The sequence below is a fragment of the Enterobacter sp. MG-EB028 genome (assembly GCF_056673305.1).
This window is the reverse complement of the sequence record NZ_CP195079.1, coordinates 717354-737396: the sequence shown is the minus strand read 5'-3', so window position 1 is coordinate 737396 and position 20043 is coordinate 717354. Positions and strand designations below refer to the sequence as shown.

Genomic DNA, 20043 nt, shown 5'->3' with positions numbered 1-20043 from the left:
CTAACTATTTTAGGCTAACTGACTGAAAGCGGATGAAAAACCAGAAGGTTCTGAAGAGAGGAAGAATGCCCGGTTACCGAACGGCACCGGGCAATTTGTCTTACTTGCTAATCTGCGCGTGCATTTCCTGCACCGAAATCACCTTCTCGGTGGCGTCCGCGTTCAGCGCCATGGCCGTCGCGAAACCGCCGTTCAGGGTGGTGTCGTAGTGCACTTTGTACTGCAGCGCGCTGCGGCGAATCAGCTTGGAGTCTTCAATCGCCTGGCGGCCTGCGGTGGTGTTGATGATGTAGGTGTATTCGCCATTCTTGATACGATCCTGAATGTGCGGACGACCTTCATGCACCTTGTTCACAAGACGCGGGTTGATGCCGGCTTCGCCCAACACAATCGCCGTACCGTGGGTTGCATCCAGCTCGAAGCCCTGTTTCAGCAGCTTGGCGGCCAGGTCAACCACGCGCTCTTTGTCACCTTCACGAACGGAGAGCAGCGCACGGCCTGATTTTCTCATGGTGGAGCTACTGCCCAGCTGCGCCTTCGCGAACGCTTCTGCGAAGGTGCGGCCCACGCCCATCACTTCCCCGGTAGAGCGCATTTCTGGCCCTAACAGCGGGTCAACGCCCGGGAATTTGTTGAACGGCAGCACCACTTCTTTCACCGAGTAGTACGGTGGGATGATCTCTTTTGTCACGCCCTGCTGAGCCAGCGTCTGGCCTGCCATCACGCGTGCCGCCACTTTCGCCAGCGGAATACCAGTGGCTTTAGAGACGAACGGTACGGTACGTGCCGCACGCGGGTTCACTTCAATCAGGTAAACTTCGTTGTCTTTTACCGCGAACTGAACGTTCATCAGGCCGCGGACCTGCAGTTCGAAGGCCAGCTTTTGCACCTGCTGACGCATCACGTCCTGAATTTCCTGGCTCAGCGTGTACGCTGGCAGAGAGCAGGCGGAGTCGCCGGAGTGTACGCCCGCCTGCTCGATGTGCTCCATGATGCCGCCAATCAGCACCATTTCGCCGTCGCAGATGGCGTCCACGTCCACTTCTACCGCGTCGTCGAGGAAGCGGTCGAGCAGCACAGGCGCATCGTTGGAGACGCTCACCGCGGTCTGGAAGTAGCGTCGCAGGTCGGCTTCGTCATAAACGATTTCCATCGCGCGGCCGCCCAGTACGTAGGAAGGACGCACCACCAGCGGGTAGCCAATCTCTTTCGCCTTCTCGACAGCCTGTTCGATAGCGGTCACGGTGGCGTTCGCAGGCTGTTTCAGCTTCAGACGGTCAACCGCCTGCTGGAAACGCTCGCGGTCCTCCGCACGGTCAATCGCATCCGGACTGGTGCCGATAACCGGCACGCCTGCCGCTTCCAGCGCGCGCGCCAGCTTCAGCGGGGTCTGGCCGCCGTACTGCACGATAACACCTTTTGGCTTCTCGATGCGCACGATTTCCAGCACGTCTTCCAGGGTAACCGGCTCGAAGTAGAGACGGTCAGAGGTGTCGTAGTCGGTGGAGACGGTTTCCGGGTTACAGTTGACCATGATGGTCTCGTAACCGTCTTCGCGCAGCGCCAGCGAGGCGTGTACGCAGCAGTAGTCAAACTCGATGCCCTGGCCGATACGGTTTGGACCGCCGCCCAGCACCATAATCTTGTCGCGGTCGACGGACGGATTCGCTTCGCACTCGTCTTCATAGGTGGAGTACATGTACGCGGTGTCGGTAGAAAACTCTGCCGCACAGGTGTCGACGCGCTTGTAAACCGGGTGCAGGTCATACTGGTCGCGCAGCTTACGGATTTCCGCTTCGCGCACGCCCGCCAGCTTAGCCAGACGCGCGTCGGCGAAGCCTTTACGCTTCAGCATGCGCAGGAAGTCTGCGTCCAGGCCGTTGATGCCCAGCTCTGCCACTTTCTCTTCCAGACGCACCAGCTCTTCAATCTGCACCAGGAACCAGCGGTCGATGTTGGTCAGGTTGAACACGCCGTCGACGGACAGGCCAGCACGGAAGGCATCGGCGATGTACCAGATGCGCTCCGCGCCCGCGTCTTTCAGCTCGCGGCGGATTTTGGTCAGCGCTTCCGGGTCGTCCAGGCTCACTTTCGGGTCAAAGCCGGTCGCGCCCACTTCGAGGCCGCGCAGCGCTTTCTGCAGGGATTCCTGCTGCGTGCGGCCAATCGCCATCACTTCACCGACGGATTTCATCTGGGTGGTCAGACGGTCGTTCGCGCCTGCGAACTTCTCGAAGTTAAAGCGAGGAATTTTAGTCACAACGTAGTCGATGGACGGCTCGAAGGACGCAGGGGTGCGGCCACCGGTGATGTCGTTCATCAGCTCGTCGAGGGTATAACCCACCGCCAGTTTCGCCGCCACTTTCGCAATCGGGAAGCCGGTCGCTTTGGAGGCCAGCGCGGAGGAGCGGGACACACGCGGGTTCATTTCGATAACAATCAGACGGCCGGTTTTCGGGTTAACGGAGAACTGCACGTTAGAGCCGCCGGTTTCCACGCCGATTTCACGCAGTACCGCCATCGAGGCGTTACGCATGATTTGATACTCTTTGTCGGTCAGCGTCTGGGCTGGCGCAACGGTGATGGAATCGCCGGTGTGGATACCCATCGCATCGAAGTTTTCGATGGAGCAGACGATGATGCAGTTGTCGTTTTTATCACGCACCACTTCCATCTCGTACTCTTTCCAGCCAATCAGCGATTCATCAATCAGCAGCTCTTTGGTTGGGGAAAGATCCAGACCGCGTTCGCAAATCTCTTCGAACTCTTCGCGGTTGTAGGCAATACCGCCGCCGGTGCCGCCCATGGTGAACGATGGGCGGATGATGCATGGATAACCCACTTCAGCCGCAACGGCCAGCGCCTCTTCCATGTTGTGTGCAATACCGGAACGCGCGGTGTCGAGGCCGATTTTCTTCATCGCCACGTCGAAGCGGCGACGGTCTTCTGCTTTATCAATCGCGTCGGCGGTCGCACCAATCATGGTTACGCCGAACTCGGCCAGCACGCCCTGACGCTCCAGCTCCAGCGCACAGTTCAGCGCCGTCTGGCCGCCCATGGTTGGCAGGACCGCGTCCGGACGCTCTTTCTCGATGATTTTACGCACCACTTCCCAGTGAATCGGCTCGATGTAGGTTGCATCGGCCATTTCCGGGTCGGTCATGATGGTTGCCGGGTTAGAGTTCACCAGGATAACGCGGTAGCCCTCTTCACGCAGGGCTTTACACGCCTGAGCGCCGGAGTAGTCGAATTCACAGGCCTGGCCGATGACAATCGGGCCAGCGCCAAGGATCAGGATGCTTTTTATGTCTGTACGTTTTGGCATGGTCTTCTCGGCTCCTGATTATTTAGCGGTCTTACGGTATTGCTCGATAAGTTCGATGAAGTGATCGAACAGCGGCGCGGCGTCGTGCGGGCCCGGGCTGGCTTCCGGGTGACCCTGGAAGCTGAATGCTGGCTTATCGGTGCGATGAATCCCCTGCAGGGTGCCATCGAACAGCGACTTATGGGTCACGCGCAGGTTAGCCGGCATTGAGGCTTCATCGACGGCAAAGCCGTGGTTCTGCGCGGTGATCATTACCGTGTTGTTATCGATGTCTTTCACCGGGTGGTTACCACCGTGGTGGCCGAACTTCATCTTAACGGTGTTCGCACCGCTCGCCAGCGCCAGCAGCTGATGGCCGAGGCAGATGCCGAATACCGGGATGTCGGTTTCCAGGAAGGACTTAATGGCGGCGATGGCGTAATCGCACGGTGCCGGGTCGCCAGGACCGTTGGACAGGAAAATACCGTCCGGATTCATCTTCAATACGTCTTCGGCAGAGGTCTGAGCCGGCACCACCGTCAGGCGGCAGCCGCGGTCAACCAGCATGCGCAGAATGTTGCGCTTGGCGCCAAAATCGTAGGCCACCACGTGGAACGGCAGCTCGCTCTCTTTTTTCGCTTCCGGCAGGTCGCCTTCCAGCGTCCAGCTACCCTGTGTCCAGCTGTAGGCTTCCGCGGTCGTCACTTCTTTCGCCAGGTCCATGCCGTTCAGGCCCGGGAAGGCTTTCGCTTTTTCCAGCGCCAGCGTCGCATCGAGGTTATCACCCGCGATGATGCAGCCGTTCTGTGCACCCTTCTCGCGCAGCAGACGCGTTAACTTACGGGTATCAATATCGGCAATCGCCACGATGTTATGGCGCTTCAGGTAAGAAGAGAGGTCTTCGGTATTGCGGAAGTTGCTGGCAATCAGCGGCAGGTCGCGAATGACCAGGCCTTGCGCATGTACCTGAGAAGATTCTTCGTCAGCCGCGTTGGTGCCGACATTGCCGATATGAGGATAAGTAAGAGTAACGATTTGGCGAGAATAGGAAGGATCAGTGAGGATTTCTTGATAACCGGTCATTGAAGTATTGAAAACGACTTCCCCAACCGCCGAACCCGTTGCCCCTATGGCCCGACCGATAAACTGGGTTCCGTCTTCCAGAACCAATAGCGCTGACTTAATCAAAACACCCTCCAGAGAATATTCACTCACTTTATTTGCATATTAATTCATAACCATGTCATGGATCAATGCAAATGTGTTGCCAGCGGATTTTTGGCAAACGGCGGCATTCTGGAGATTTGGTGGGTAAAAGTCAACTTAAAACGGATATTTTGTTTAGTCTTTTGCGCATCTGGTGAGGCGAGTGAAGCTTAAGCGACAAAAAGATCAGGTAAATCACTGCGGAAAACGCTTGCGCGCCGAATTTAATGAAAAATGAGTCGACACAGCATCAAAAAGTGGACCAAATGGTCAAAATTTACATTTCAGTAACGAAAACCAGGAAGAATAGTTGTGTTTTCATGGCTCAACAAACAAAACAAGAGCTAAACAGGTAAAATATAAGGGCAATAAAATATTGCCCTATGCAATCAAAGAATTACGACTGCAATAACCACATCACGATGGGTAATAATACTTACAAATTGTTGAGATCGAGCACATCTCGCATATCAAAAAGTCCATCTTTCTTGTTTTTAAGCCACAAAGCGGAACGTACCGCGCCGTTGGCAAACGTCATGCGGCTTGAGGCTTTATGAGTAATCTCCACGCGTTCACCAATATCGGCGAACATCGCCGTATGTTCGCCGACGATGTCACCCGCACGTACCGTTGCGAAACCAATAGTGCCCGGTACGCGTTCGCCAGTGTGACCTTCGCGGGCATAAACCGCGCAGTCTTTTAAATCTTTATCGAGTGCATGAGCAATCGCCTCGCCCATCGCCAGCGCCGTGCCTGACGGCGCATCTACCTTGTAGCGGTGGTGGGCTTCGACAATTTCAATATCGGTATAGTCGCCCATGACCTTCGCTGCTTTCTCCAGCAGCTTGAGCATGACGTTAACGCCCACGCTAAAGTTCGCCGCGAAGACAATCGCGATCTCTTTTGATGCGTCCTGGATGGCCTGCTTACCCGCGTCGTCAAAACCGGTGGTGCCGATCACCATCCCCTTGCCGTGCTGGCGGCAAAATGCCAGGTGCGTCAACGTACCTTCCGGGCGGGTAAAGTCGATAAACACATCGAAGTCATCTTTAACCGCATCCAGGCTGCTCTGGACAGTAACGCCCGTCTTTCCTGCACCCGCCAGTTCACCTGCGTCGGCCCCCAAAAGCGATGAGCCTTCACGCTCCAGCGCCGCGCCCAGCGCTACGCCATCCATCTGAAGTGCCGCCTGAATCAGCTGACGGCCCATACGTCCACCCGCGCCCGCAATGGCGACACGGATCTGTGCATCATGCATAGTTATTCTCTTACGTTAAAATGATGTAAATCGTTTTCAGATTAACCAGCCTTCGCGGAGGCTGCCAACTGAAAACACCAATAATTAGAATTTAACGTGAAACCGACTTAAATATCAGTAAAAGACATGATTTTGTGGTCACGATAAAGTACGGGGCAAAAAAAAGGCCAGCACATGAGATGCTGGCCTTTTCGCTGTTTAGGGGTTATTCCACTTCGCGGGCGTCGATACGCAGCTCTTTCGGCACTTCGAAGACGATATTCTCTTCGCGTCCTTCCAGCGGAACCGCTTCGCCACCGCCCAGCTCCTGCAGACGGGTTATCACGTTCTGCACCAGGATATCCGGCGCGGAAGCGCCTGCGGTAACGCCAACGCAGACCGCATTTTTAACCCACGCTTCCTGGATGTCCGCCGCGTCGTCGATCAGGAACGCCGCTTTACCCATGCGCTGCGCCAGTTCGGCCAGACGGTTGGAGTTAGACGAGTTTTTGGAGCCGACCACCAGCACCACGTCCGCCTGTTCAGCCAGCGCACGCACCGCTTCCTGGCGGTTGGTGGTCGCGTAGCAGATGTCATCCTTACGCGGCCCGACGATTTTCGGGAAGCGCTGGCGCAGGGCGTCAATCACATCCGAGGTATCATCAACCGAGAGCGTCGTCTGGGTCATAAACGACAGACGGGCTTCATTTTTCACGTTCAGCGTAAAGACATCTTCCGGCGACTCAACCAGATACATTCCCCCTTCCGGATTGCTGTACTGGCCCATGGTACCTTCGACTTCCGGATGACCCGCATGGCCAATCAGAATCGACTCTTCTCCGCGACGGCTGGCACGCGCCACTTCCATATGCACTTTCGTCACTAATGGGCAGGTTGCGTCGAAAACGGTTAAATCGCGGCTTTTCGCTTCGTTACGCACCGCCTGAGAGACGCCGTGCGCGGAGAAGATCAGGATCGCACCGTCCGGCACTTCGCTGATCTGCTCGATGAAAATAGCGCCGCGCTCGCGCAGGCTGTCCACCACGTAGCGGTTATGCACCACTTCGTGACGCACGTAAATTGGCGCGCCGTAAATCTCCAGCGCATTTTCAACAATGCTGATAGCGCGGTCTACACCGGCGCAGAAGCCGCGCGGGTTAGCCAACAGGATCTGCATTTCAGGCCTCCAGTGCCGGATCGATCTCCAGCACTTCAACATCAAAATGAACGGTACGCCCGGCAAGCGGATGGTTGAAGTCAACGGTGATAGAGTCGCCGTTAATCTCGCGGATCACGCCAGGCATTTCGCTGCCGTCCATAGCGGTAAAGAGCATAATCGCCCCGATTTCCGGTTCGCCCGCGTCCATAAACTCGCGGCGCGAGAAATACTGGATCAGGTCCGGGCTTGGCACGCCAAACGCGGCATCCGGCTCCAGCGAGAACGCTTTTTTCTCCCCCTCTTTCAGGCCCAGGAGCTGCTGCTCAAGACCTTCAGACAAGGAGGTATCGCCGAGACGAAACAGGGCAGGTTTGCCGTTATTGCGGGTGGATTCGGCGGTGGAGCCGTCATCCAGCTTCAGCGTGAAGTGAACGAGAACCGCGCTGTTGCTCTGTACGGATTTAGACATGCAAATTGCTCGCTTGTTTTGCCCGGTGGCATTACACCACCGGGCGAGTGTGTTACGCCTGCTCTTTCGCGGCCGGTTTAGGCAAGAAGCCTTCCAGCACGATTAACGCCGCACCGATGCAAATTGCGGTATCGGCCAGGTTAAAGGTCGCGAAGTGCCAGTCGCCGACGTAGAAGTCGATCATATCGACCACAAAGCCGTGCCACAGGCGGTCAAACAGGTTGCCCAGCGCGCCGCCAATGATCAGCGCGTAGGCAATGTTATTCAGCTTTTGCGTGGCCTTTGAGCGGTACATCAGCACGGCCAGCACCACGCAGATACCGAGAGCGATACCCGCAAAGAACCAGCGCTGCCAGCCACCGCTGTCGGCAAGGAAGCTAAACGCCGCGCCGTAGTTGCGTGCATAGTGCAGGTTAAGCGACGGGAACAGCGAAACCGTCTCCCCCAGAGCAAAATTTTGGAGGATCAGGAACTTGCTGCCCAGATCGATAATCAGCACCACCACAACCAGCCACAGCCAGCGCAGTCCTGTTGAACAGAGAGTTTTACTCATCAGGCAAACTTACGTTTTTCGCCGTCACCGGCGACGTTGCTTACACAGCGTCCGCAGATGTCTGCGTGTTCCGCCACCTGGCCGATATCGGTAGTGTAATGCCAGCAGCGCGGGCACTTCTCACCTTCGGCTTTGCTCAGCGCGACTTTCAGCCCTTTGAGCAGCTCGCTCTGCTGAGCATCAGCAGAAGCCTCGGCATAATCCGCAACTTTTGCACCGGAGGTCAACAGGACAAATCGCAATTCATCGCCCAGCGCGGTCAGCTTCGCCGCCAGCTCAGGTTCGGCGTACAGAGTCACTGCCGCTTCCAGAGAGCCACCAACTTTCTTATCAGCACGCGCCTGCTCGATCACCTTGTTCACTTCGCCACGCACTTTCAGCAGCTCGTCCCAGAAGGCATCGTTCATTGCTTCGGTGCTGGAGAGATCGAACAGACCTTCATACCACTCGCCGGTGAAGACATATTTCTCACGGTCGCCAGGCAGATAGCCCCAGATTTCATCTGCGGTGAAGGACATTATCGGCGCCATCCAGCGCACCAGCGCTTCTGCGATATGGAACAGCGCGGACTGGCAGCTACGGCGCGCCACGCTGTCCGCCTTCGCGGTGTACTGGCGGTCTTTGATGATGTCGAGGTAGAACGAGCCCATCTCGATGGAGCAGAAGCGCATCAGGCGCTGCACCACTTCGTGGAAGTCGTAGGACTCATACGCCTTAACGATGTCTTCCTGTGCCGCTTTCGCGCAGCCTACCGCCCAGCGGTCCAGCACGACCATCTCTTCCGGTTTCACCATGTCTTTCACTGGATCAAAACCGTTCAGGTTCGCCAGCAGGAAGCGCGCGGTGTTACGGATACGACGATAGCTGTCAGCAGCACGCTTCAGGATCTCGTCAGATACCGCCATTTCGCCGGTGTAGTCGGTAGAGGCTACCCACAGGCGCAGGATATCCGCGCCCAGCTTGTTCATCACGTCCTGCGGAGAGACGGTGTTACCGATGGATTTGGACATCTTACGGCCCTGTCCATCCACGGTGAAGCCGTGAGTCAGTACCTGACGGTAAGGCGCTTTACCCTTCATCGCGGTGGAGATCATCAAAGATGACATGAACCAGCCGCGGTGTTGGTCAGAGCCTTCCAGATACATATCGGCAGCGTGACCGGCAAACTCCGGACGCACATCGACCACGGAGGCGTGAGTAGACCCGGAGTCGAACCACACGTCCAGGGTATCCGGCACTTTCTCGTAGTTGTCCGCGTCCGCGCCCAGGATGTCACGGGCGTCGAGATCCCACCACGCCTGAATTCCGTCAACTTCAACGCGCTTCGCCACTTCTTCAATCAGTTCCAGGGTGTTCGGATGCAGTTCCTGCGTCTCTTTATGCACGAAAAGAGACATCGGCACGCCCCAGGTACGCTGACGGGAGATACACCAGTCAGGACGGTTAGCCACCATGGATTCGATACGCGCCTGGCCCCAGTCCGGGATCCACTGCACGCCTTTGATCTCTTTCAGAGACTGCTCGCGCAGGCCTTTCTGATCCATGCTAACGAACCACTGCGGGGTCGCACGGAAGATGATTGGCGTCTTGTGACGCCAGCAGCACGGATAGCTGTGCTGCATTTTCTCGACGTGCAGCAGCGCGCCGCTGGTGCGCAGCATGTCAACGATAATGTCGTTCGCTTTGAAGACGTTGATGCCGTCCAGCGCCGGATAGGTGCCAGGCAGGTAAGAACCGTCCGGGCCAACCGGATTGGCGATTTCAAGACCGTACTTCAGGCTGATGTTGTAGTCGTCAGGACCGTGGCCACCGGCGGTATGTACCGCACCGGTACCCGCGTCCAGCGTCACGTGGTCGCCCAGGATCGCCGGAACGTCGAAGTCCAGGAACGGGTGTTTGAAGCGCATCAGCTCCAGCGCGTCGCCTTTTACGGTACCCAGCACGGTGTAGTCGGTGATATTCGCGCGTTTCAGCACGCTTTCAACCAGATCTTTCGCCAGGATAACCGCGCGGCCATCAATCTGCACCAGCGCGTATTCGAACTCGCCGGAGAGCGAGATTGCACGGTTGGCTGGCAGCGTCCATGGGGTAGTTGTCCAGATCACCAGAGAGATCGGGCCGCTAACGCCAGGCAGACCGAATTTACCTTTAATGGCATCCTGATCGACCGCTTCGAAGGCCACATCGATAGAAGGTGAAGTTTTGTCGTAATACTCCACTTCCGCTTCTGCCAGCGCAGAGCGGCAGTCCACGCACCAGTGCACCGGCTTCGCGCCTTTGTGCAGGTGGCCGTTACCGATGATTTTGCCCAGCGCACGGATGATGTTGGCTTCGGTTTTGAAGTCCATGGTCAGGTACGGGTGCGACCAGTCGCCCAGCACGCCCAGACGGATAAAGTCAGCGCGCTGGCCTTCAACCTGGGTGGCAGCGTATTCGCGGCACTTCGCGCGGAACTCTGCAGCGGTAAACTTCTCGCCAGGCTTGCCAAACTCTTGCTCCACTTTCAGCTCAATGGGCAGACCGTGGCAGTCCCAGCCCGGAACGTAAGGCGAGTCATATCCCGCGAGTCCTTTGGACTTCACGATAATGTCTTTCAGAATCTTGTTTACAGAGTGACCAATATGAATGCTGCCATTCGCATATGGAGGGCCATCATGCAGAATGAAGGTTTTTTTGCCTTTTTTAGCTGCACGAATGATGCCGTACAGGTCATCATCGGTCCAACGCGCCAGCATTCCCGGTTCGCGCTTGGCGAGATCGCCGCGCATCGGGAACCCTGTTTCCGGCAAATTCAGGGTTGATTTATAGTCACTCATCAGATTCTCGGTTCCGTATTTATCACGTAGGCAGTTAAGCCGGTTCTATAGCCCAAAATACTCGCGGGCCGTCAATTCATCTCGCGCGATTTGCGCCTTAAGTTCATCCAGCGAAGCAAATCGCTGCTCGTTGCGTATTTTTTTACGCAGTATCACATCTATATGGCGACCATAAAGGTCCATTACAACGTCCAGCAGGTGCACTTCTAGCTGTTGACGCACACCTGCAACGGTCGGACGCGTGCCAATGTTGGCAACGCCGTAAAACGGCTTATCGCCAAGTCCTGCTACTTCCACCGCATAGACCCCTTTAACCGGGGAAACCTGACGACGCAGCGGTATATTCGCCGTCGGGAAACCTATCGTGCGGCCCAGCGCGTCGCCATGGACCACGCGGCCAGAGATGGTAAATGGATGTCCCAGCAGAGTTTCTGCCGTCTCCAGTTCATCATTAGCCAGCGCCTGACGCACCGCCGTGCTGCTGACGCGCACGCCGCCTTCACAGAAGGTCATCGCGCTGGTGACGTCAAAACCGTACTCCAGACCAGCCTTCTGTAATAGCAAGAAATCGCCCTGACGACCAGCGCCAAAGCGGAAATCATCCCCCACGGCGAGAAACTGTACGCCAAGACGCTTAACCAGCAGGTCGCTGACGAAATTTTGTGCTGTCAGTGCGGCAAAGCGACGATCGAAACGCACGCACAATACGTAGTCCACGCCGGACTCTGCCAGGTAGCGCAACTTTTCGCGCAGGCGAGTGAGGCGGGCGGGAGATTTATCGCCCGCGAACAGCTCCAGCGGCTGTGGCTCGAAAATCATCACCACAACGGGCAGGCCACGGGCCTCCCCTTCTTTACGCAATCCCTGCAACAGCGCCTGATGACCACGATGCACGCCGTCGAAATTACCAATAGTCAGCACGCACCCGTGTGGGGCTCTGCTGAGATTATGTATGCCGCGTATCAGCTTCATGTCTGGCTCAAAACAGTGAAAATCGCCAAAGTATACCTTGTACAGCGGTTAAGGTTAACCGGCGATTGTTCGCGCAAAACAGAAAGCCGTAATGATTTCATCAGGCTGACCTTTCACAGCGAAAAAATCTGCCCGTGAACTGCGATTTTTACGCCGAAAGGCTGTATTCACGAAAGACAAGCTGGTAGAATCCTGCGCCATCACTACGTAACGTAGCGTCGCTAATTAACGGCGCTTATTTGCACAAATCCATTGACAAAAGAAGGCAAAGAGGGCATATTCCTCGGCCTTTGAATTGTCCACATAGAACATATTTGGGAGTTGGACTTGGCTAATATCAAATCAGCTAAGAAACGTGCCGTTCAGTCTGAAAAGGCTCGTAAGCACAACGCAAGCCGTCGCTCTATGATGCGTACTTTCATCAAGAAAGTATACGCAGCAATCGAAGCTGGCGACAAAGCTGCAGCGCAGAACGCATTTAACGAAATGCAACCAATCGTGGATCGTCAGGCTGCTAAAGGTCTGATCCACAAAAACAAAGCAGCGCGTCATAAAGCAAACCTGACCGCGCAGATCAACAAACTGGCTTAATCGCCACTTGTTGTTGCTTGTTTAAAGAACCCGCTTAACGCGGGTTTTTTTATGTCTTCAGAATGCCGGTGGCGTAAATAGCGCCGAGTAGTCACGGTTGCAGATTCGCTGCACCGCCGGATGCTGAATCATCCTTTCGGCGAATATGGCGTGGTACTCTTCCATCACGTTATCTACCCTGCCAATCTCCGTGATCTTATCGTCTGAATAGAGATCGTGCGCATAGAGCGTTGGTGCCACGAAGATCGCATTATGCGCTTCGCCGAAGGCTTTCATCAGCGCAGCATCGTCAAACTCACCGAGGATCTCCACGTTCAGCCCCTGTGAGTTAAACCAGTTCAGCAGCTTGCGTCCCAGCATGGAACGCCTTCCCGGCACCAGCAGGCGACGCTCTTCGAGACAGGCCGGGAAAGGTTTCTCCGGCGGCGGATTGATGCACCAGAAGCTCACGCCGCATTCGCCAATTTTCACTGAGAACAGCCCCTCCTGCTGTGTGGAGTCGATGGGGCAGTCCGAGATAATCATGTCCAGCTTATGCTGGCTCAGCTGCTCCAGCAGCATCTCGTGGGTGGATTCAAAGCAGCGCAGGTGGATTTGTTCATCTTCTACCACAGCGGCATCCAGCACGCCGCTCACCAGCCGTTTGGAGAGCGCATCCGCCACGCCCACGTCAAAGAGCAGGTTCGACTCTTTGCGGTAGTTGACGATATCCAGCATCTCCTGGCTCAGGGTGAACATTTTGTCCGCATAGCGGAAAACCAGTTCACCCAGCTCGCTCGGCTCAATCCCACGGCCCTTTCGCTTGAAGAGCTTACCCTGCAGACGTTCTTCCAGGGCTTTAATTTGCCCGGTGATGGTTTGCGGCGTCAGGTAAAGCGCCTCTGCGGCCCCCACGACCGAGCCCTGTTTATAGACGTGCCAGAAGTAGTACAGGTGGTTGTAATTTAAATGAGACATCGCGTCTTCTCTCCCTGAGTGTGTATCGGGAGAAGGATCGCCTCCTCCCGGTGTTCCGCTATGCCTGGACGGCCTGTCCGGACAACTTCACCTTCAACAAGGTATAGCCAATCACTGCGGCCAGTAATGACCCGATGAGAATGCCGAGCTTCGCCCAGACGATGAGCTCAGGCGCGTTTGCGCCAAACGCCAGCGTCGAGATAAAGATCGACATGGTAAATCCAATGCCGCACAGCACGCCGACGGCCATAATCTGACCAAAGCTTGTACCGTTCGGCAACGACGCCAGCTTCATCTTCAGCGCCAGCCAGCAGAAGAGACTGATCCCTAGTGGCTTACCGATAAACAGCCCGGCAATAATGCCCAGCGGCAGGACAGACGTCAGCCCGTCCAGCGTAACGCCCTGCAGGGAAACGCCCGCGTTGGCAAACGCAAACAGCGGCAGGATCATAAAGGCGACCCACGGATGTAGTACGTGTTCCAGCTGTTTAGCGGGAGACTTTCCGTCCTGCGGCTTAAGCGGCACGAAAAAGCCGACAATCACGCCTGCCAGCGTGGCGTGCACGCCGGATTTCAGCACTGCCGTCCACAGCACCATCCCCACCAGAATATAGATACCGATGCGGCGAACATTGAAGATGTTCAGCAGCGCCAGCACTGCAATCGCCCCGGCGGCCACGCTCAGGGACAGGATCGACAGATCGCTGGTGTAGAACAGCGCGATAATCACAATGGCGCCCAGGTCATCAATAATCGCCAGCGCCATCAGGAAGATTTTCAGCGCAACCGGAACACGGCTACCGAGCAGGGCTAAGACACCGAGCGCAAAGGCGATATCCGTTGCGGCCGGGATAGCCCAGCCGTCACGCGCGACAGGATCCTGCCAGGTAAATACGAGGAAGAGCAGCGCCGGAACGACCATCCCGCCAATGGCAGCGATCACCGGAAACGCCGCGCGCTGGCGGCTGGCGAGCGAGCCGAGCACCAGCTCGCGCTTAACTTCCAGTCCTACCAACAGGAAGAACACCGCCATCAGCGCATCGTTGATCCACAGCAGCATGTTCTTGTTAATTTCCAGCGCCCCGACCTTCAGCTCGACGGGTGTTTCCAGAAATGCGTGATAGAGATCGCGGGTCATGCCCAGGTTAGCCAGCCCCATCGCGGCCGCCGCGGCAATAATCAGGATCACACCACCAGACGCCTCACTGCTAAAGAAACGGTGTAGTAATTTCATTTATGTTCTCTCTTTTACAACAATACCTCGATAAAACCATAATACCAAGCCAAATAACTCGGCAAAAACAGATTAATATTGAGTATAGACTCAGTTTTACCGATCTATATCGGCAAATAAAAAAAGCCCGGAATCGCTTCCGGGCTTTTTGAAGATGAACACCAGCTAACGAGCTAGCGGGTCAAATCATCGAAGAATTTTTTGACGCCATCAAAGAAGCTTTTGGAGCGCGGGCTGTTTTTCTCACCCGTTGGGCCGCCAAAGCTCTCCTGAAGCTCTTTCAACAGCTGTTTCTGCTTGTCGTTCAGGCCAACCGGCGTTTCCACGACGACGCGGCACAGCAGGTCGCCCTGAGCACCACCGCGAACGGATTTCACGCCTTTGCCGCGCATGCGGAACAGCTTGCCGGTCTGGGTTTCGCCAGGGATTTTCAGATTGACGCGACCGTCCAGCGTCGGCACTTCGATTTCACCGCCGAGAGCCGCCATCGCGAAGTTGATCGGCACTTCACAGTACAGGTTGTTGCCTTCACGCTCGAAGATGGCGTGCTGTTTCACCTGTACCTGAACGTACAGATCGCCTGCCGGCGCGCCGTGCTCGCCTGCTTCACCTTCACCCGCCAGACGGATGCGGTCGCCCGTATCAACGCCAGCCGGGATCTTAACGGACAGGGTCTTGGTTTTCTCAACGCGACCATGGCCGTGACACTTGGTGCACGGATCTTTAATCAGCGTACCGCGACCGTGACAGTGCGGACAGGCCTGCTGTACCGCGAAGAAGCCCTGACGCATCTGTACCTGGCCGGAGCCGTGACAGGTTGGACAGGTCTGTGGCTGGGTACCCGCCTTCGCGCCGCTGCCGTGGCAAACATCACACTCTTCCAGCGTCGGAATACGGATCTCTTTCGTGACGCCACGAACGGCCTCTTCAAGAGTGAGATCCATGTTGTAGCGCAGGTCTGCGCCGCGCGCCGCGCGCTGACGACCACGACCGCCGCCAAAGATATCGCCGAACACATCGCCAAAGATGTCGCTGAAATCCGCACCGCCGCCAAAGCCGCCGCCACCGAATCCACCGCCGCCCATGCCGCCCTGTTCAAAGGCTGCGTGGCCGTACTGGTCATAGGCCGCACGTTTTTGTGCATCGGTCAGGACTTCGTAGGCTTCTTTGATCTCTTTAAATTTTGCTTCAGCCTCTTTGTCACCCTGGTTACGGTCCGGGTGGAATTTCATGGCCAGGCGCTTATACGCCTTTTTGATTTCACGCTCTTCCGCAGTTTTCGGAACGCCTAAAATCTCGTAATAGTCTTGCTTTGCCATTGGTTTTTTTAAGCCCCTTAACATGCGAGCACGGGCGTGGAGAGTTCTCCTACGCCCGTGCCGATTAATTACCCTGCATCAGGGCGATTATTTTTTGTCTTTAACTTCTTCGAACTCAGCGTCGACAACGTCGTCGTCTTTCGCGTTGTTCGCAGAAGCGTCAGCGCCCGCCTGCTGCTGTGCGTGCTGCTGCTGAGCGATTTCCATCAGCTTCTGGGAAGCCTGTGCCAGCTCCTGCATCTTCGCTTCGATATCCGCTTTGTCTTCGCCTTTCAGAGACGTTTCCAGCGCGCTCAGTGCAGCTTCGATAGCAGTTTTGTCTTCCGCTGGCAGTTTATCGCCCGCTTCTTCAACCTGCTTACGGGTGCTGTGCAGCAGATGGTCACCCTGGTTACGGGTCTGAACCAGCTCTTCGAACTTACGGTCGGATTCCGCGTTAGCTTCGGCATCACGAACCATTTTTTCGATTTCCGCTTCGTTCAGGCCAGAAGATGCCTTGATGGTGATCTTCTGCTCTTTACCGCTGTTTTTGTCTTTCGCAGACACGTGCAGGATACCGTCAGCATCGATATCGAAGGTGACTTCGATCTGCGGCATGCCGCGCGGTGCCGGGTTAATACCATCCAGGTTGAACTGACCCAGAGATTTGTTATCAGACGCACGCTTACGCTCACCCTGCAGCACATGGATGGTTACCGCAGACTGGTTGTCTTCAGCGGTAGAGAACACCTGGCTATGCTTGGTTGGGATGGTGGTGTTTTTGTTGATGAGCGCAGTCATCACACCGCCCATGGTTTCGATACCCAGAGACAGCGGGGTAACGTCCAGCAGCAGTACATCTTTCACTTCACCGGTCAGAACGCCGCCCTGAACCGCAGCACCGATAGCAACCGCTTCGTCCGGGTTCACGTCTTTACGTGGCTCTTTACCAAAGAATTCAGCCACTTTCTTCTGAACCATTGGCATACGAGTCTGACCACCCACCAGGATAACGTCCTGGATATCAGATACAGACAGGCCAGCATCCTGCAGTGCAACTTTCAGCGGCTCGATAGAACGGTTCACCAGGTCTTCTACCAGGCTTTCCAGTTTCGCACGGGTCACTTTGATGTTCATGTGTTTAGGACCGGTCGCGTCTGCAGTGATGTACGGCAGGTTCACGTCGGTCTGCTGAGCGGAAGACAGTTCGATCTTCGCTTTCTCAGCGGCTTCTTTCAGGCGCTGCATTGCCAGCGGATCGTTACGCAGGTCAATGCCCTGATCTTTCTTGAACTCGTCAACGAGGTAGTTGATCAGACGGGTATCGAAGTCTTCACCACCCAGGTGGGTATCACCGTTGGTTGCCAGAACTTCGAAGGTTTTTTCGCCGTCAACTTCGTCGATTTCGATAATAGAGATATCGAAGGTACCACCACCCAGGTCGTAAACCGCGATAGTACGGTTGCCGACTTCTTTATCCAGACCGTAAGCCAGCGCAGCCGCGGTTGGTTCGTTGATGATACGTTTTACTTCCAGACCTGCGATACGGCCAGCATCTTTAGTTGCCTGACGCTGAGCATCGTTGAAGTACGCAGGAACGGTAATAACAGCTTCAGTTACCGGCTCACCCAGATAATCTTCAGCGGTTTTCTTCATTTTTTTCAGCACTTCAGCAGAAATCTGCGGTGGCGCCGTTTTGGTGCCTTTCACATCAAGCCACGCATCGCCGTTATCTGCCGCGATGATTTTGTAAGGCATGATAGAAACGTCACGCTGAACTTCTTCGTCCTGGAAGCGGCGGCCAATCAGGCGTTTGATCGCAAACAGGGTGTTTTGCGGGTTTGTCACTGCCTGACGTTTAGCCGGCTGACCAACCAGAGTTTCACCATCCTGGGTATAAGCAATGATAGAAGGCGTGGTGCGATCGCCCTCGGCGTTCTCAAGCACGCGTGCAGTAGTGCCGTCCATAATCGCTACACAAGAGTTGGTAGTACCCAGGTCGATACCAATAATTTTACCCATCTAAACGTCTCCACTAAAAATTCAGTCAACATGTGGTTGTGTACCTGTAATAAGGGCAGAACGTGCTTTTTCAACTGCCCAGATTTGATTTTTTTCAGGTCCACACACTGCGGTTGACTACAAGATGGGGTCGCGACGGCATCCATCAAGGGGGAGCGATAAAAAAAATTTTAATTTCACCCTGATGAGATCATAGACGGCGTCGATGCCGCCCATTATGATGCCGCGCCCCGTCAGGGAGAATTGACGCGGGTTTAACCATTTCACCATATTAATGATGATTTTTTTGAGGACTTATGGGCAACACTAAGTTGGCTAATCCGGCTCCGCTGGGCCTGATGGGTTTTGGCATGACCACCATTCTGCTGAACCTGCACAACATCGGGATGTTCCCGATGGACGGCATTATCCTGGCGATGGGCATTTTTTACGGCGGTATCGCGCAAATCTTCGCGGGCCTGCTGGAATATAAGAAAGGCAACACCTTCGGCTTAACCGCCTTCACCTCTTACGGCTCGTTCTGGCTGACCCTGGTCGCCATCCTGCTGATGCCTAAAATGGGCCTGGCAGACGCGGCAAACGCCCACTTCCTGGGCGTCTACCTGGGCCTGTGGGGCGTCTTCACCCTGTTCATGTTCTTCGGCACCCTGAAAGGCAACCGCGCGCTGCAGTTCGTCTTCCTGAGCCTGACCGTGCTGTTCGCCCTGCTGGCGATTGGCCACCTGGCGGATAACGAAGGCATCGTTCACGTAGCAGGCTGGATTGGCCTGGTGTGCGGCGCAAGCGCTATTTACCTGGCAATGGGTGAAGTGCTGAACGAACAGTTTGACCGCACCATTTTACCGATTGGTGAAAAACACTGAGCCCTCTGTCGTGCCCGCCTCGCGGGCACGATATTCTCCCGCCTGACGAAGCCAAACGCCTAATCCCAGCCCCATCAGCGAGAGCGCGAGTACATACCAGGCAGGCGCCATCGGCGACACCCCCATCATCACCGTGACCACTATCGGCGTCAGCCCGCCGAAAATGGCATACGCGACGTTATAAGAGAACGAGATCCCGGTGAAGCGAACCTCCGGCGGGAAGGCGCGCACCATGACGTAAGGCACAGCACCCACTACGCCCACGCACAGCCCCACGATACCGTACAGCAGGAACAGCTGTTCAGGATGAGTGCCCGCCAGATGGTAGAACGCCCAGCTCGACGCGGCCAGTAGCAGGCTGCCGACAATAAAAGTCAGGCTGGCACCGAAACGATCCGCCGCCAGCCCGGCGGCCAGACAGCCAAAGCAGAGCATGATTGTCGCGATACTGTTCGCCTGTAAGGTCACGGCAGGGGCGAAACCGTACTGTTTCTGCAGCCACACCGGCGACATCAAAATCACCACCACAATGCCCGCCGACAGCAGCCAGGTGAGCAGCATCGACACCACCACCGCTTTTTTATGACGCACCACGACGGCTTTGACCGGCAGCTCCTGCGCCAGCGCTTTGCGCTGCTGCATTTCGAGGAAAATAGGCGTCTCCTGCAGCCAGCGACGCAGGTACATTGCCACCAGGCCAAACGCCCCACCCAGCAGGAACGGAATACGCCAGCCCCAGTCGTGCACGGCCTGCTGCGTCATGCTGGTGTTGACTATCGTCGCCACCACCGACCCCAGCAGGATCCCGACGGTCAGCCCCGCCGTTAACGTTCCGCAGGCGATACCGATGCGGCGGGCAGGAACGTGCTCCGCCACAAACACCCAGGCCCCCGGCACTTCCCCGCCGATAGCCGCGCCCTGGAGAATGCGCATCAGCAGCAGCAATAGTGGGGCGAGAATGCCCATTGAGGTATAAGTTGGCAGCAGGCCAATGGCCAGCGTCGGCACCGCCATCAGCAGGATGCTCAGGGTAAACATCTTCTTACGCCCGACAAGATCGCCAAAGTGGGCCATGATGATGCCGCCCAGCGGACGCGCCAGATACCCGGCAGCAAAAATGCCGAAGGTTTGCACCTGACGCAGCCATTCCGGAATATCAGCCGGGAAGAAGAGCGCCCCCACCACGGCGGCGAAGAAGACAAAGATGATGAAGTCGTAAAACTCCAGCGCGCCGCCTAAGGCGGCGAGCGTGAGGGTTTTGTAGTCCTGTCGATTCAGAGGTCGGGTGTTATGTGACATAGCGAACCATTGTGCATGTGTTGTGGATTATTTTTTACAGCAATCGTAAATAAAAAATTACTA

General features: G+C 55.9%; 15 protein-coding genes and 1 pseudogene. 2 read left to right on the top strand and 14 right to left on the bottom strand.

Going from position 1 to position 20043, the window contains the following annotated elements:
• Positions 1 to 100: 100 nt before the first annotated feature.
• The 9 genes and pseudogenes from carB to ACR42C_RS03400 all read right to left on the bottom strand — a co-directional run bounded on the left by carB (position 101) and on the right by ACR42C_RS03400 (position 11942).
• A complete protein-coding gene (carB, locus tag ACR42C_RS03440; RefSeq protein ID WP_008502028.1) occupies positions 101 to 3325 on the bottom strand; it encodes a carbamoyl-phosphate synthase large subunit in 3225 nt (1074 codons plus the stop codon).
• 18 nt (positions 3326 to 3343) lie between these two features.
• Positions 3344 to 4492 (bottom strand): glutamine-hydrolyzing carbamoyl-phosphate synthase small subunit, encoded by a 1149-nt coding sequence (gene carA / locus ACR42C_RS03435; protein WP_010427050.1) that lies wholly within the window; start codon positions 4490 to 4492, stop codon positions 3344 to 3346.
• 454 nt (positions 4493 to 4946) lie between these two features.
• Positions 4947 to 5768 (bottom strand): 4-hydroxy-tetrahydrodipicolinate reductase, encoded by an 822-nt coding sequence (gene dapB / locus ACR42C_RS03430; protein WP_163330295.1) that lies wholly within the window; start codon positions 5766 to 5768, stop codon positions 4947 to 4949.
• A gap of 205 nt (positions 5769 to 5973) precedes the next feature.
• Positions 5974 to 6924: a 4-hydroxy-3-methylbut-2-enyl diphosphate reductase gene (gene ispH, locus ACR42C_RS03425; protein ID WP_316379709.1), complete on the bottom strand. Its 951-nt coding sequence runs from the start codon at positions 6922 to 6924 to the stop codon at positions 5974 to 5976.
• A gap of 1 nt (position 6925) precedes the next feature.
• Positions 6926 to 7375, bottom strand: a complete 450-nt coding sequence (gene fkpB, locus ACR42C_RS03420) for an FKBP-type peptidyl-prolyl cis-trans isomerase (protein ID WP_003856450.1) — start codon at positions 7373 to 7375, stop codon at positions 6926 to 6928.
• Positions 7376 to 7427: 52 nt separating this feature from the next.
• Complete coding sequence (lspA, locus tag ACR42C_RS03415) at positions 7428 to 7928, bottom strand: signal peptidase II (RefSeq protein WP_028015470.1); 501 nt, start codon at positions 7926 to 7928, stop codon at positions 7428 to 7430.
• Positions 7928 to 10744: an isoleucine--tRNA ligase gene (gene ileS, locus ACR42C_RS03410; RefSeq protein WP_479984759.1), complete on the bottom strand. Its 2817-nt coding sequence runs from the start codon at positions 10742 to 10744 to the stop codon at positions 7928 to 7930. Before ileS ends, lspA begins: the two co-directional genes overlap by 1 nt.
• A 45-nt stretch (positions 10745 to 10789) precedes the next feature.
• Positions 10790 to 11716: a bifunctional riboflavin kinase/FAD synthetase gene (gene ribF / locus ACR42C_RS03405; protein WP_116342430.1), complete on the bottom strand. Its 927-nt coding sequence runs from the start codon at positions 11714 to 11716 to the stop codon at positions 10790 to 10792.
• Positions 11717 to 11723: 7 nt separating this feature from the next.
• A pseudogene (locus tag ACR42C_RS03400) lies at positions 11724 to 11942 on the bottom strand (DUF2575 domain-containing protein).
• A gap of 101 nt (positions 11943 to 12043) precedes the next feature.
• Here ACR42C_RS03400 and rpsT point away from each other — a divergent pair.
• On the top strand, positions 12044 to 12307 hold the full coding sequence (gene rpsT, locus ACR42C_RS03395) for a 30S ribosomal protein S20 (protein ID WP_003856458.1): 264 nt from the start codon (positions 12044 to 12046) through the stop codon (positions 12305 to 12307).
• Positions 12308 to 12364: 57 nt separating this feature from the next.
• Here the strand turns inward: rpsT and nhaR are convergent, their stop codons facing one another.
• The 4 genes from nhaR to dnaK all read right to left on the bottom strand — a co-directional run bounded on the left by nhaR (position 12365) and on the right by dnaK (position 17818).
• The gene (gene nhaR / locus ACR42C_RS03390; RefSeq protein ID WP_080328999.1) at positions 12365 to 13264 is read right to left on the bottom strand and encodes a transcriptional activator NhaR; all 900 of its coding nucleotides are present in this window, start codon (positions 13262 to 13264) and stop codon (positions 12365 to 12367) included.
• A 58-nt stretch (positions 13265 to 13322) separates the two neighbouring features.
• Entirely contained in the window at positions 13323 to 14498 is a 1176-nt protein-coding gene (gene nhaA / locus ACR42C_RS03385; RefSeq protein WP_479984758.1) for a Na+/H+ antiporter NhaA, read from the bottom strand.
• Between the two features lie 173 nt (positions 14499 to 14671).
• Entirely contained in the window at positions 14672 to 15817 is a 1146-nt protein-coding gene (dnaJ, locus tag ACR42C_RS03380; protein WP_008502040.1) for a molecular chaperone DnaJ, read from the bottom strand.
• An 87-nt stretch (positions 15818 to 15904) separates the two neighbouring features.
• Positions 15905 to 17818 carry a molecular chaperone DnaK gene (dnaK, locus tag ACR42C_RS03375; protein ID WP_163330292.1) on the bottom strand — a complete coding sequence of 638 codons (1914 nt, stop codon included), beginning with the start codon at positions 17816 to 17818 and terminating at the stop codon, positions 15905 to 15907.
• Positions 17819 to 18114: 296 nt separating this feature from the next.
• Here dnaK and satP point away from each other — a divergent pair, with 296 nt between their 5' ends.
• Positions 18115 to 18681: an acetate uptake transporter gene (gene satP / locus ACR42C_RS03370; RefSeq protein ID WP_061099280.1), complete on the top strand. Its 567-nt coding sequence runs from the start codon at positions 18115 to 18117 to the stop codon at positions 18679 to 18681.
• Here satP and ACR42C_RS03365 read toward each other — a convergent pair.
• Complete coding sequence (locus ACR42C_RS03365; protein ID WP_479984757.1) at positions 18658 to 19980, bottom strand: MFS transporter; 1323 nt, start codon at positions 19978 to 19980, stop codon at positions 18658 to 18660. The genes satP and ACR42C_RS03365 overlap by 24 nt on opposite strands.
• Between the last annotated feature and the right edge of the window lie 63 nt (positions 19981 to 20043).

What these genes read in the sequence shown, in the direction of transcription:
- ispH (WP_316379709.1), bottom strand. Translation starts at nt 6,924, where the DNA reads ATGCAGATCCTGTTGGCTAACCCGCGCGGCTTCTGCGCCGGTGTAGAC.
- nhaA (WP_479984758.1), bottom strand. Translation starts at nt 14,498, where the DNA reads ATGAAATTACTACACCGTTTCTTTAGCAGTGAGGCGTCTGGTGGTGTG.
- ribF (WP_116342430.1), bottom strand. Translation starts at nt 11,716, where the DNA reads ATGAAGCTGATACGCGGCATACATAATCTCAGCAGAGCCCCACACGGG.
- fkpB (WP_003856450.1), bottom strand. Translation starts at nt 7,375, where the DNA reads ATGTCTAAATCCGTACAGAGCAACAGCGCGGTTCTCGTTCACTTCACG.
- ileS (WP_479984759.1), bottom strand. Translation starts at nt 10,744, where the DNA reads ATGAGTGACTATAAATCAACCCTGAATTTGCCGGAAACAGGGTTCCCG.
- dnaJ (WP_008502040.1), bottom strand. Translation starts at nt 15,817, where the DNA reads ATGGCAAAGCAAGACTATTACGAGATTTTAGGCGTTCCGAAAACTGCG.
- nhaR (WP_080328999.1), bottom strand. Translation starts at nt 13,264, where the DNA reads ATGTCTCATTTAAATTACAACCACCTGTACTACTTCTGGCACGTCTAT.
- dnaK (WP_163330292.1), bottom strand. Translation starts at nt 17,818, where the DNA reads ATGGGTAAAATTATTGGTATCGACCTGGGTACTACCAACTCTTGTGTA.
- lspA (WP_028015470.1), bottom strand. Translation starts at nt 7,928, where the DNA reads ATGAGTAAAACTCTCTGTTCAACAGGACTGCGCTGGCTGTGGCTGGTT.
- carB (WP_008502028.1), bottom strand. Translation starts at nt 3,325, where the DNA reads ATGCCAAAACGTACAGACATAAAAAGCATCCTGATCCTTGGCGCTGGC.
- ACR42C_RS03365 (WP_479984757.1), bottom strand. Translation starts at nt 19,980, where the DNA reads ATGTCACATAACACCCGACCTCTGAATCGACAGGACTACAAAACCCTC.
- dapB (WP_163330295.1), bottom strand. Translation starts at nt 5,768, where the DNA reads ATGCATGATGCACAGATCCGTGTCGCCATTGCGGGCGCGGGTGGACGT.
- satP (WP_061099280.1), top strand. Translation starts at nt 18,115, where the DNA reads ATGGGCAACACTAAGTTGGCTAATCCGGCTCCGCTGGGCCTGATGGGT.